We start from the raw sequence: 12,282 nt of genomic DNA, 5'->3' as shown, positions 1-12,282 counted from the left end.
CGGCATAAATGCGGCCAAAACCTTTGGATTGCGTCTGCTGCGGCAACAATTCCTTTATGAGTTTGAACCAAACCGCCGGACCGGCGCCGCCGATTCCCACCTCATGCCGCGTTCTTCGGCCTATACAGCTTTGGCGGAAAGCGAATTTTGCCCACGCCGAGAAATGCCAATCAGGCAAGGTTTCGCAATGTGCCGGGCTTACCGGCGTGGACAATTCGACATGGCGCGGCGTCACAAGAGAGACTGAGAGAGAGCGTGAGCACGCCGCGCCAGAGAGAGAGCTCAGGTCAGGATGATATTCCGACACCACAGGAAGCGCCGAATGATTCGACCCGAAAGCGTGATCTTGGGTCGGGGCCGACGCGCGCATTGCGCAGTTTCCAGCGCCGCAACTGCCACAATCCTGCGTCCACGCGCTATATCAGCCAGATCAATCTGCATTGGACAGTCTCCTGTGTTTTGGAACCGCCGTTCTGGCTATTGGTCCGGCTTCTGCCGCCTGATGAAACCAGTATACCAAGGTGCACCGCATGACTTCCAGCCTTGAGTTGGATAGATTCCGAAACAGGAGAGGTGGGGTTTTCTACGCTTAGGAATAGCGCCTTAACGAAACAGAAAGGACGGCGCCGTTTCCGACACCGCCCAAATGTTCTTCGACATGGATTTCAGGCCTTTCAGCCCTTCTTCAACGCCCGTTGACCCAGCACTTCGGCGATCTGGACAGCGTTCAGGGCAGCGCCTTTACGCAAGTTGTCCGAGACGCACCAAAAGTTCAGGCCGTTGTCGATCGTGGCATCCTGCCGGATGCGGCTGATGAAGGTCGCGAAGTCACCGACGCACTCTTTGGGCGTGACATAGCCACCGTTTTCGCGCTTATCGATCACCATGATGCCCGGTGCTTCGCGCAGGATGTCGCGCGCCTCGTCCTCGTCCAGGAAATCCTCGGTCTCGATATTGATCGCTTCAGCATGGCCCACAAAGACCGGAACCCGCACGCAGGTGGCCGTGACCTTGATCGAAGGATCAATGATCTTCTTGGTCTCGGCGACCATCTTCCACTCTTCTTTCGTGGAGCCATCTTCCATGAACACGTCGATGTGCGGAATCACGTTGAACGCAATCTCTTTGGTAAATTTCGACGGCGGCACATCCTTGGTGGGGTTATAGACTGCCTTGGTCTGTTCCCACAGCTCGTCCATGCCCTCTTTGCCCGCGCCAGACACGGACTGGTAGGTCGAGACGACGACGCGCTTGATCTTTGCACGGTCATGCAGCGGCTTGAGCGCGACAACCATCTGCGCGGTCGAGCAGTTGGGGTTCGCGATGATGTTTTTCTTGGTGTAGCCCATGACCGCATCGGCATTCACTTCGGGAACGATCAGCGGCACATCGGGATCGTAACGATAAAGCGATGAATTATCGATCACCACACAGCCCTGCGACGCGGCCTTGGGTGCATATTCCTTGGTCGCTTCGGAGCCGACGGCAAACAGGGCGATATCCCAGCCGGTGAAATCGAATGTGGCCAGATCCTTGGTCTTAAGTGTCTTGTCGCCAAAGCTTACTTCAGTTCCGATGGATTTCCGCGATGCCAGCGCGGCAAGTTCATCCACAGGAAACTCGCGCTCGGCGAGGATGTTCAGCATTTCGCGGCCCACGTTGCCCGTGGCGCCTACGACGACGACCCTATAGCCCATTTGGCCCTCCATTAGGTTCTTGTCAGTGCACAGGCGTTGGTGCCCATGCGACTGGCGCGCTGCATACAGGGTTGTCGCAGCAGGTGAAAGAGTGTGTTTTAACGGCCGAGCCCCTGCAATTGTTCCATTTCCCGTAAATCCGCGGACGTTGGAAATTGAAGGCAAGGCAGAACAGACTACAAAAAGATGCAAAATCGGGCTTTTCCGGTGGAAATCCGCTCGAATTTGCAAGTGCAGAAATTCTACTCTTGCTTCATATTTGGGCGTTCCCCTAGATAGGGGTGGAACGATGCGGGCTCCCGTAATACGGGAGCTCAACGCATGTCGGCCTTTGGGCCGATTAACGATAATAAAATGTGGTCAGGCGCCTTCAGAATTGCCGCCACAGGGGACAATCGCGCGTATGTTTTACGAACTTGTCACGGCTCTGTCTCGACAACAGAAACAGGTTGTATTCAGTTTGATCGACGCGGTGATCATTCCCATCGCATTTTTCCTCGCCATATCTCTCGAAGCCTCGGTCCGTGCAGACTGGCCAACCTTCAATGCACAGGTTCCCTTGGTGGCAGGCCTTGTCGTTGCCGGGACGGCGATTTCTTGGTGGCTGGGTCTGCCGAGGATCAAACTGGCTGCCTATGAAACCCGCGGCATCATTCGCACTGGTGCTTTTGCAGGCATGCTTGGCGTGACCGGCATCGCGATGAACGCGACAATGGGATCAAGCCTGCCGGTTGGGGTTTTCTTGATCTTTTCGCTCGTGCTGCTTGTCTTGGCCGTCACATGGCGGATGGCTCTGCTTCAGGTGACCATCGACATTTACCGCCACGGCAAGACCCGCATGCGGGTTCTGATCTATGGCGCAGGACAAACCGGCCAGCAGCTGGTTGCCGCGCTTCGTCAGGACAATGCCATTCAGGCCGTTGCCTTTGTGGACGATAACCCCACGCTGCAAAGCTCGACAATCTCAGGTCTGCGGGTGTTCGCCCCGGCCCGGATCAAGGAACTGATCGTCGAAAAAGGCATCGACCGGGTTGTTCTGGCAATGCCGTCCATGCGCCCGCCGCAGCTGGCACGCATTGCGCATCGCGTGCGGACCATCGGGTGCGAAGTGCATGCCCTGCCCTCATTTGCCGAACTGATCGGCAAGGGCGATCTGGAAAACCGTGCAACCCCGGTGTCGCTGGATGACCTGCTGGGCCGCAACCGTCTTGAAAACGAACTTCCGGGTGTGAGCCATGCCTATACCGGGCGGCGCATTCTGGTTTCGGGCGCGGGTGGGTCGATCGGCTCGGAACTTTGTCGTCAGCTGATAGCTTGCAAACCCGAATGTATCGTACTGGTCGAACACTCTGAACTGGCTCTCTACAATATCGACAAGGAACTGCGCGATCTGAGCACCGGATTTCACATCGTTCCGATCCTTGGCTCGGTTCTGAACGAAAACCTGATGCGTGATGTTCTGGTCGAGCACCGCATTGACGTCGTCCTGCATGCCGCCGCCTACAAGCACCTTCCATTGGTCGAATGTAACCCGATTGCCGGGCTCAAGAACAACGTGTTGGGCACCAAGGTACTGGCCGATGCGGCGCGCGATACAGGGGTCGAACGCTTTATCCTTGTGTCGTCGGACAAAGCCGTGCGTCCGACCAATGTCATGGGCGCTTCAAAGCGTCTCGCCGAACTTCTGGTGCAGGATCTTGCGACGCGCAGTTCCGGAACCCGCTTTTCGATGGTGCGGTTTGGCAACGTGCTTGGGTCCAGCGGCTCGGTCATTCCGCTGTTCGAAGAACAGATTGCCCGTGGTGGTCCCGTGACCCTGACGCATGGCTCAGTCACCCGCTATTTCATGACCATTTCCGAAGCCGCCCGCCTTGTGCTTTTGGCAGGCTCCTTTGCCCGGGGTGGCGATGTCTTTGTGCTGGATATGGGCGACCCGGTTCCGATCAAGAAACTGGCGCGCCAGATGATCGAAGGCGCGGGCTACACCGTCAAGGACAAGGAAAACCAGAACGGTGATATCGAGATCAAGATCACCGGCCTGCGTCCCGGCGAAAAGCTGCACGAAGAACTTCTGATTTCTCCCGACATGTTGACTACACCGCACGCCAAAATCTTGCGCGCACAGGAAGGGTATCTGTCGGAATTCGAGATCGCCACCGCGCTGAAGGACCTGCGCCAAGCGGTGGAGACGCGCGATGAGGGGGCCGCACGGGCCGTCATTTCGCGCTGGGTCGAGCAGGCCGAAATGGCCGAGGCCGCTCAAAGCACCTGAGCGGCCCCTGTTCCCGATTCAGCGACCGGGAATATCATCCCGCGCAGGTGCCGGATCCCAATTGGCGATTATCTCGTCCGCCTCTTCGGCAGTTTCGACAAAGCGGAACAGATCCAGATCCTCTGCGCTGATTGTTCCGGCATCCGACAGGGTATCCCAGTTGATGATCCCCTCCCAGAATTTGCGGCCGAACAGCAGGAAGGGAACGCGCTTCATGCGTCCGGTCTGGATCAGTGTCAGCGCCTCGAACATTTCATCCAACGTGCCAAAGCCGCCCGGAAAGACACAGATCGCCCGCGCCCTCATCAGGAAATGCATCTTGCGGATCGCGAAGTAGTGAAAGTTGAAGGACAGGTCCGGCGTCACATAGGGGTTCGGGGCCTGTTCATGCGGCAGCACGATGTTCAATCCGATGGACACCCCGCCTTCTTCCTCGGCGCCGCGGTTGCCCGCCTCCATGACGCCGGGGCCGCCGCCGGTGCAGATCACGAATTCCCGGTTGCCCGTGGCCATTGATTTACGCGTCATCAGGCGGGCAAAACTGCGGGCCTCGTCATAGAAATGTGACAGTTCGGCCAGCGTCTTGGTGCGCGCCTTGTCCTTGTTGGCAGGCGACGGGATGCGCGCGCCGCCAAACAAAACGATGGTCGAGTCGATCTCGTGCTTGTCGAGCAGCATATCAAACTTCAGCAACTCCAGTTGCAGCCGCACCGGGCGCAACTCATCCCGGCACATGAAATCTTCGTCTGCAAAGGCCAGCCGATAGCTGGGGGACTGCGTCTGGGGTGTGATAGGTACATGTTCAGCGGTGTCGCGATCCAGATGGGCATCGCGGAACGGGCTGCGGCGATCTTCGGTCATCATTCGGCGTCCTTGTTACTCTTTCCTCACGACTATAGCCTTGCCAGGCAAAGCGCCAGTGAGGGCAGAATGAACTGGAAACCGGAAATCGAAGCCGCCGCCGCGCGGATCAAAGGCCACGTGGTCAAAACCCCTGTGATGCAAACGGACGCCCTGTGGGAACGCCCCATCGAGTTGAAGCTGGAGCAGCTACAGCACACCGGCAGTTTCAAGGCGCGCGGCGCTTTCAACACCTTGACCGCGCTTGAGGTGCCAGATGGCGGTATCGTTGCGGCTTCGGGTGGCAATCACGGGGCGGCCGTGGCTTTTGCCGCGCACCGTCTGGGGCATCGGGCGCGCATCTTCGTTCCGGAAATCGCCGGGCCGTCGAAGATTGCAATGATCGAACGTACCGGCGCTGACCTGACGGTCGTGCCCGGCGAATACGCCGACGCGCTGGATCTGGCCAAGCGTTACGAAGAGGAACAAGGCGCGATGCAGGTCCATGCCTATGACGCACCGCATACTGTCGCCGGTCAGGGCACGCTGCTCCGAGAGTGGGAGGCACAGGGGCTGGAGGCCGACACAGTCCTGATCGCTGTGGGCGGCGGCGGCCTGATCGCCGGAGCGATGGCTTGGGCGCAAGGGGCACGCAAGATCGTCGCCGTCGAACCGATGAGTTGCAATGCCCTTGCCAAGGCGCTGGACCAAGGTGCACCCGTCGATGTGCCAGTGTCAGGCGTCGCTGCCAACGCCTTGGGCGCGCGCCGGATCGGGTCGATCTGCTTTGATCTGGCCAAGGCACAGGGTATTGAGGTCGCACTGGTCCCGGACGGGGCAATACTCGAGGCGCAAAAGGCTCTGTGGCAAAGCCATAGATTGTTGGTGGAACCGGCGGGCGCTTGTGCCTTGGCCGCTGTACAATGGGGCGCCTATGTTCCCGAGCCGGGCGAACGCGTAGCGGTATTGCTCTGCGGTGGCAATATCGCCCCCGATCCTTTGGCATAGGTCGCGTTCCTCTGCGCACCTTGCAGCCAAGACCAGCAGTCGTCAAACACCGACCGCTGTGATGGTTCGAACAAACAGCGCAATACGAAACGCCATGGATCTATCGTCGTCATACCTTTTGTCCCCCGACAGCTTGATAAGGCTCTTTGGCCCGATACCGATGCGCGACCAGACCTAGCGGCTTTGTGTTGCGGTTGCATGACAAGGGCAGGCTGTTTCAAGGGGCGAACCGGTCGTTATCCAACCTGTCGCCCGCAGCTCCAGACGCCGCGCAGAACCGGCGTCTGATCCAGCGTTGCAATGCGCAGCAGATCGCCGCGCTGCCCAACACCCAACTCGCCGCGATCGACTAGGCCTGCTGCCCTTGCGGGGGCTGCGGCCACGGTGCGGATCGCGCGCGGTATATCCTGCCAAAGCGCCCCCAACCGGAACGCCGCCGACATTAAAGCCGATGGCACATAGTCAGAGGAAACAATGTCGAGCAGTCCAAGTTCAGCCAGCTCCAGAGCCGAGACATTGCCAGAGTGCGACCCGCCCCGGATGATATTGGGTGCCCCCATCATAATGGCGATGCCCCGGTCGCGGCAGGCCTTTGCAGCCTCGACCGTCGTTGGGAATTCGGCAAAGCCCACGCCATTGCCCTTGGACTGCTCCACCTGCGCCGCTGTTGTGTCATCGTGACTGGCGAGCACCGCGCCAAGGCGCTTTGCCTCGGTCACAGCGCCGGCTTCGTGCCGATCGCCAAAAGTCACGCGCAAACCCTTCAGATGCGCCACATGTTCGTCGAATTCCGCATCCGTCATGTTGCGTTTTTTGGACACGTAAGTCTTGAGCTTGGCCAGATCACGAAACTGCCGTTGTCCGGGAGTGTGATCCATCAGGCTGACAATGCCGACGCGGTCTTCGGCGGTGAATTCAGCCAATTCCTCCAGCAGAGTTTCCGAGCAGATCTCGGCCCGCAAATGCAGGAAATGACTGATCCGGAGTGCATCCGCGTCTCGCAGCGAGAGCAGCTCGCTCGCCAGTGAACGCGCGTATTGGTCGGAGCGACCTTTGCCGCTGTGGATCGACCCCACCCGCATGGCGTCAAAGACCGTGGTGATCCCGGTCGAAGCCAGCTCTCCATCATGCGCAAGGATGGCGGCGAGGTGCGGCCAGGTCACCTCGGGACGCGGCTCGATATGGCGCTCAAGGTTGTCGGTGTGCAGCTCGACCAGTCCGGGCGTGACGAAATCACCTTGGCAATCGATGGCGCCAAACGGCACCTTGTCACCTTCGCGCACCTCGATGATCATACCGTCCGAGATGGTTATCGCTCCGGTCAGAACCTGATCGGGCAAGACAAGCCGGGCATTGGCAAGGCAGATGTTTGCGCCCCCGCTGGTGTCTTGTGCAGGTGCCAGATCACTTGGGTCGATCAAAGAGTTCATGTCACAAAATTCCCGATAATCAGTCGTGTGCGCGCAGGCAAACATGGGGGCAAAGAATCATCCGCACCGCCCCACCGTTTCCGACTGAAGCAATGCCAGCGCGCGGGCGACGGCTTCCTCCAAAGCAGCGTTGTTGGGCAGATCAATCGCAGGTACGCCGTCAGGCAGGGCGATGCTTGCACGGGCAAGGCGGCGTTGGATTTCGGCCCTGTCTTCGCGGCCCCGCAAAGCCAAGCGTTTGGCCAGAACCTCCGGGCGAGCGGTGATGTTCAAAACCGTCAACGCCGGAAAGACGGCTTGCGCGTCCTTCAAGATCCCGCGCGACAGATTGGCCATATGTGTTTCGCCCTGCCGAACCGACTCAAGAACCTTTGCCGGAATGCCGTACAGCAGGCCATGCGCGCCCCAGTGCAGGCAAAAGGCCCCCGCGACCTGCATGGCCTCGAAACGCTTTGCGTCCACGGTGTCGTGCGGTTCGCAGCCAATATCGGGCGTCCGCGTGACAACCCGTCGGACAAGGCGGATATGCGGCGCCGCAGCGGCGATGCCGGCCATCACACTGTCCTTGCCCACGCCCGACGGGCCGACAACGGCGATCAGGCGCCCGCTCATGCGGCGCGCTCTGGGGTAAAGCGGGTCACGTCGATCTCCCGGTCACATACACGGGCCCGCGCGGCCTCGTCGTGGAAGATCCCGACAATCGCAGCGCCGCGCGCCTTGGCGTCTTCGATCAACCCCAACACCACCTCGCGGTTGGCGGCATCAAGGCTGGCCGTGGGTTCATCCAGCAGCAGCACCGGATAGGCATGGGCAAAACCGCGCGCGATGTTGACACGCTGCTGTTCGCCTCCGGAAAAGGTTGTTGGCGACAGTTCCCAAAGGGTCTGCGGGATGTTCAACCGCCGCAAAAACTCTGCCGCGCGCGCGCGCGCCTGATCCGCAGGCACACCAACGGCGCGCAGGGGTTCGGCCACCACGTCCAGCGTGGGTACGCGCGGCACCACCCGAAGAAACTGGCTGACATAGCCCAGCGTTTCGCGTCGCAGCTTGAGGATCTCGCGAGGGGCGGCTTGCGCCACGTCCACGCCCGCCACCCGCACAGCGCCGGTCTCGGCAAGGTAGTTACCGTACAAAATACGCATCAGCGTGGACTTGCCCGCGCCCGAGGCCCCGACCAAGGCCACGCATTCGCCACGTGCGACCTTCAGGTTTGCGCCCTCCATCACGCGGATCACCGCGCCGCCCTGATTGTGCAGGGTGAATGTCTTTAAAACGTCCGAAATTTCGATCATGGTCCTCTTGGGCTCCAAATATCCCGGGTCACACCTGCAATACGCTTGAGACCAGCAACTGAGTGTAGCCATGCTGTGGATCGTCAAGCACCTGATCTGTCAGACCGGATTCCACCACATGGCCCGATTTCATCACCATTAGGCGGTCTGCCAACAGGCGCACCACTGCCAGATCATGGGTGACGATGATGGCCGACAGGCCCATGTCGCGCACCAGACCGCGCAACAGGTCCAGCAGCCGCGCCTGCACGCTGACGTCCAGCCCGCCGGTGGGTTCATCCATGAAGACCAGCCGCGGCCCTGTCACCAGATTGCGCGCGATTTGCAGGCGTTGCAGCATGCCCCCCGAAAAGGTGGTTGGACGGTCGTCAATGCGGCCTGTGTCGATTTCGACACGCTCCAGCCAATCGGCAGCCTTGCCGCGAATGTCGCCGTAGTGGCGCGCGCCGACTGCCATCAGCCGCTCGCCGATATTGCCGCCAGCACTGACCCCCATGCGCAGCCCGTCGCGGGCGTGCTGGTGGACAAAGGCCCAATCGGTGCGGCTCAACATCCGGCGTTCCGGCTCGGACATGGTGACCGTGTCGCGCGGCCCATCGCTGCGGGTGTCGAAGATCACCTGACCTGCATCGGGCGCCAGATGCCCAGCCATGCAGTTCAGCAGCGTGGACTTGCCCGAGCCGCTTTCACCCACGATGCCCATGACTTCACCGGGGAACAGGTCAAACGAAACCTCGGCGCACCCGATATGACTTCCATAGCGCATGCCCAGCTGGCGAACCGACAGAAGGGGCGACAGATTTTCGCTCATGCGGCATCCTTTCCGCGATGGCCTGCGGCTTGCCGCGCCTCGCAATGGTCCGTGTCGGAACAGACGAACATCCGCCCGCCCTGATCGTCGATGATGACTTCGTCAAGATAGCTGTTCTCGGCGGCGCAAAGCCCACAGGGATGTGGCGCCTTGGAGGGGTCAAAGGGGTGGTCTTCAAAATCAAGGCTGACCACCTGACTGTAGGGCGGCACGGCATAGATGCGCTGTTCACGCCCTGCGCCGAACAGCTGGATCGCCGGGCAATCGGACAGTTTCGGGTTGTCGAATTTCGGGATCGGCGACGGGTCCATGACATAGCGCCCCTCGACCCTCACAGGATAGGCATAGGCGGTGGCGATGTGGCCGTGGCGGCTGATGTCCTCGTAAAGCTTCACATGCATCAAGCCGTATTCTTCGAGGCTGTGCATCTTGCGCGTCTCGGTTTCGCGCGGCTCTAGAAAACGCAGAGGTTCCGGGATCGGCACCTGATAGACAAGGATCTGACCTTCACTAAGCGCCTCTTCGGGGATGCGGTGGCGGGTCTGTATAACTGTCGCCTCAACTGTGCGAGTTGTGGTTTCCACCCCGGCAGTCCGCTCAAAGAAGCTTCGGATCGACACCGCGTTGGTGGTGTCATCGGCGCCTTGGTCGATCACCTTGAACCGATCCTCGGCGGTCATCACGGCAGCAGAGACCTGCACGCCGCCCGTCCCCCAACCATAAGGCATCGGCATTTCGCGGCTGGCGAAAGGCACCTGATAACCCGGAATTGCAAGTCCCTTGAGGATGGCGCGGCGGATCATCCGCTTGGTCTGTTCGTCCAGATAGGCGAAGTTATACGCTTGATCGGTCATTCCGCCGCCTCTTGTGCCTGAACGCCCCCGGTCTCGCGGCGCAGTTTGCGCACCAATTCCAGTTCGGACTGGAAATCGACGTAGTGGGGCAACTTGATGTGTTCGAGAAAGCCCGTCGCCTGGATGTTGTCGGCGTGGTACAGCACGAATTCAGCGTCTTGCGCCGGGGCGCCGACGTAATCTTCGCCCAATTCTTCCCAGCGCATGGCGCGATCGACCAATGCCATGGAAATCGCCTTGCGTTCGGTCTGGCCAAAGACAAGTCCGTAGCCTCGGGTGAATTGCGGAGGCTCTGTCTTGGAGCCTTTGAACTGGTTGACCGTTTCGCATTCGGTCAGGGTGATCTCGCCGATCTCGATCGCAAAACCAAGTTCGGGGATCTCCATTTCCACCGGCACTGAGCCGATGCGCAATTCCCCGACAAAAGCGTGGTTGCGGGCATAGCCGCGCTGGGTGGAGTAGGCCATCGACAGGGTAAAGCCTTCGTCGGCGCGGGCCAGCGCCTGAAGGCGCAGCGCGCGATCCGCGGGCAGTTCAAGCGGTTCGCGAGTCAGATCGGGCGGGGGCGTGTCATCGGCGCGCGCCTCTTCGATCAGCCCCTCGCGGTTCAGAAAATCCGTCACATGCGGAACCGGGGCGGCGGTTGTCTCGCGCTCTGGCGCGCATGGCGCCTCGCCCTCGGCGGCGAGTTTGAAGTCCAGCAGGCGGTGCGTGTAATCAAAGGTCGGCCCCAGAACCTGCCCACCGGGCAAATCCTTGAAGGTCGCGGAAATACGTCGGTCGCAGGCCATCGCAGACGTATCCACCGGCTCAGAACCGCCAAAGCGGGGCAGGGTCGTGCGATAGGCGCGGATCAGAAAGATGGCTTCGATCAGATCACCGCGCGCCTGCTTGATCGCCAATGCCGCCAAATCCGGATCATAAAGTGAGCCCTCGGCCATCACCCGGTTGACCGCCAGCGCCATCTGTTCGCGGATTTGCGAAATGCTGAGTTCTGGAACCTTGGGATCGCCCCGGCGTTCCTCGGCCAGCCAGGCATGGGCGTTGTTGATCGCGGCCTCGCCGCCTTTGACTGCCACATACATTCAGGAACCCTCCGAAGGGCTGACCTTGGTCGAACGTGGCAAGGCGGCCACCTGGCTGCCACTGGTCAGGATGAAGTCCAACCCGAGGGGAAACAGCCGGCGGTTAACCACGAAGGCGCGCGTTTCAGGCAGGGACAGGGCGGCGCGATCCTTAATGCCGGGTCCGCGCAGGGTGGCGCCTTTGGCTTCTAGTCGGGGCAGTTCAACGATCAGCGTGGCCGAGCGGTCAGGGTACTCCGATGTGCCCACCGGGTAGGCGGACAAAGGGGCCAGCGCCGTCCATGTTCCAAGGGCAAAGGCGCAATGCGAAGGCCCGGTCAACGGCGCCCCGGTGTGAAACGCGATCCAATTGCGGACCTCGGGGCAATCGGCCTGTCCCGCCAGATAGATCGGCGTATCGGGATCACATAGCGTCAGCACAACCGCACCCGCAGCCGGCGACAGGGGAGTGGGTGGCATGGCGCCGTGCAATTCGGCGATAAAGCCGGGCTGAGCCATGGCGGTCATCACACCGCGAAAGGCCTTGGCCGATTGCAGGGCCGGGTCCGCAAACCCGCCATCCAAAGCGGTCATCTGCATCAGCCTTCCCCCCGGACCATGGTGAAAAATTCCACTTTCGTTGCAGCGGCCTTGCGGGCGCGGACCGCCTTGGCATCGGCCATCTCCGCGGCAAGCGGATCAAGAACGGCGTTGCGCACTGTCCCGGCGGCTGTTGTCTGCATCAGCGCGTCGACAAGCGCCGAGGCTTCGGCGTCATCTTTGCGGCGGCCCTGCACATAGGCATGCCCAACCTCGCCGCTGCCCAACCGAAGGGCGCAGCGGGTCACGGTCATCTCCCCCAGATTGAAAGGCGTCCCGGTTCCGCCCGCGCGGCCCCGCACCATGACGCTGCCCACCTCGGGTCGGCGCAACCAGTCAAAGACAGGGCGCGCGCAGGCCGCATCCAACAGGGCGGACACGCGCCCATCGGGTGCCTTGGCCATCAGGCTCATC

12 protein-coding genes are annotated in these 12,282 nt (G+C 60.7%); 2 read left to right on the top strand and 10 right to left on the bottom strand.

The genetic code is table 11. The features are described 5' to 3' along the window. Positions 1-674 precede the first annotated feature (674 nt). Positions 675-1,697, bottom strand: coding sequence for an aspartate-semialdehyde dehydrogenase (locus ACOYQJ_RS15490; protein ID WP_422906945.1), 1,023 nt, complete (start codon positions 1,695-1,697; stop codon positions 675-677). Positions 1,698-2,100: 403 nt separating this feature from the next. Here ACOYQJ_RS15490 and ACOYQJ_RS15485 point away from each other — a divergent pair, with 403 nt between their 5' ends. Then, complete coding sequence (locus ACOYQJ_RS15485; protein ID WP_422906944.1) at positions 2,101-3,969, top strand: polysaccharide biosynthesis protein; 1,869 nt, start codon at positions 2,101-2,103, stop codon at positions 3,967-3,969. 18 nt (positions 3,970-3,987) lie between these two features. On the opposite strand, the gene ACOYQJ_RS15480 is transcribed toward ACOYQJ_RS15485, so the two are convergent. Next, entirely contained in the window at positions 3,988-4,830 is an 843-nt protein-coding gene (locus ACOYQJ_RS15480; RefSeq protein ID WP_422906943.1) for an LOG family protein, read from the bottom strand. Between the two features lie 69 nt (positions 4,831-4,899). Here ACOYQJ_RS15480 and ACOYQJ_RS15475 point away from each other — a divergent pair, with 69 nt between their 5' ends. Next, positions 4,900-5,817, top strand: coding sequence for a threonine/serine dehydratase (locus ACOYQJ_RS15475; RefSeq protein WP_422906942.1), 918 nt, complete (start codon positions 4,900-4,902; stop codon positions 5,815-5,817). Between the two features lie 236 nt (positions 5,818-6,053). On the opposite strand, the gene ACOYQJ_RS15470 is transcribed toward ACOYQJ_RS15475, so the two are convergent. Genes ACOYQJ_RS15470 through phnG form a run of 8 tightly spaced genes read right to left on the bottom strand, consistent with a single transcriptional unit; the run spans position 6,054 to position 12,272 of the window. Further along, entirely contained in the window at positions 6,054-7,247 is a 1,194-nt protein-coding gene (locus ACOYQJ_RS15470) for an alpha-D-ribose 1-methylphosphonate 5-triphosphate diphosphatase (protein ID WP_422906941.1), read from the bottom strand. 57 nt (positions 7,248-7,304) lie between these two features. Next, positions 7,305-7,859, bottom strand: a complete 555-nt coding sequence (gene phnN / locus ACOYQJ_RS15465) for a phosphonate metabolism protein/1,5-bisphosphokinase (PRPP-forming) PhnN (RefSeq protein WP_422906940.1) — start codon at positions 7,857-7,859, stop codon at positions 7,305-7,307. Further along, on the bottom strand, positions 7,856-8,539 hold the full coding sequence (gene phnL / locus ACOYQJ_RS15460; protein WP_422906939.1) for a phosphonate C-P lyase system protein PhnL: 684 nt from the start codon (positions 8,537-8,539) through the stop codon (positions 7,856-7,858). Before phnL ends, phnN begins: the two co-directional genes overlap by 4 nt. A gap of 28 nt (positions 8,540-8,567) precedes the next feature. Then, entirely contained in the window at positions 8,568-9,338 is a 771-nt protein-coding gene (gene phnK, locus ACOYQJ_RS15455) for a phosphonate C-P lyase system protein PhnK (protein WP_422907045.1), read from the bottom strand. An 8-nt stretch (positions 9,339-9,346) separates the two neighbouring features. Then, on the bottom strand, positions 9,347-10,204 hold the full coding sequence (locus ACOYQJ_RS15450; RefSeq protein WP_422906938.1) for an alpha-D-ribose 1-methylphosphonate 5-phosphate C-P-lyase PhnJ: 858 nt from the start codon (positions 10,202-10,204) through the stop codon (positions 9,347-9,349). Continuing rightward, on the bottom strand, positions 10,201-11,289 hold the full coding sequence (locus ACOYQJ_RS15445; RefSeq protein WP_422906937.1) for a carbon-phosphorus lyase complex subunit: 1,089 nt from the start codon (positions 11,287-11,289) through the stop codon (positions 10,201-10,203). Before ACOYQJ_RS15445 ends, ACOYQJ_RS15450 begins: the two co-directional genes overlap by 4 nt. Further along, the gene (gene phnH, locus ACOYQJ_RS15440) at positions 11,290-11,868 is read right to left on the bottom strand and encodes a phosphonate C-P lyase system protein PhnH (protein WP_422906936.1); all 579 of its coding nucleotides are present in this window, start codon (positions 11,866-11,868) and stop codon (positions 11,290-11,292) included. Continuing rightward, complete coding sequence (gene phnG / locus ACOYQJ_RS15435; RefSeq protein ID WP_422906935.1) at positions 11,868-12,272, bottom strand: phosphonate C-P lyase system protein PhnG; 405 nt, start codon at positions 12,270-12,272, stop codon at positions 11,868-11,870. The genes phnH and phnG overlap by 1 nt, the downstream gene beginning before the upstream one ends. Positions 12,273-12,282 lie beyond the last annotated feature (10 nt).

The organism is Pacificoceanicola algae, from assembly GCF_049341065.1.
Classification (GTDB): domain Bacteria; phylum Pseudomonadota; class Alphaproteobacteria; order Rhodobacterales; family Rhodobacteraceae; genus Pacificoceanicola.
This window is presented reverse-complemented; position numbering and strand designations above follow the sequence as displayed.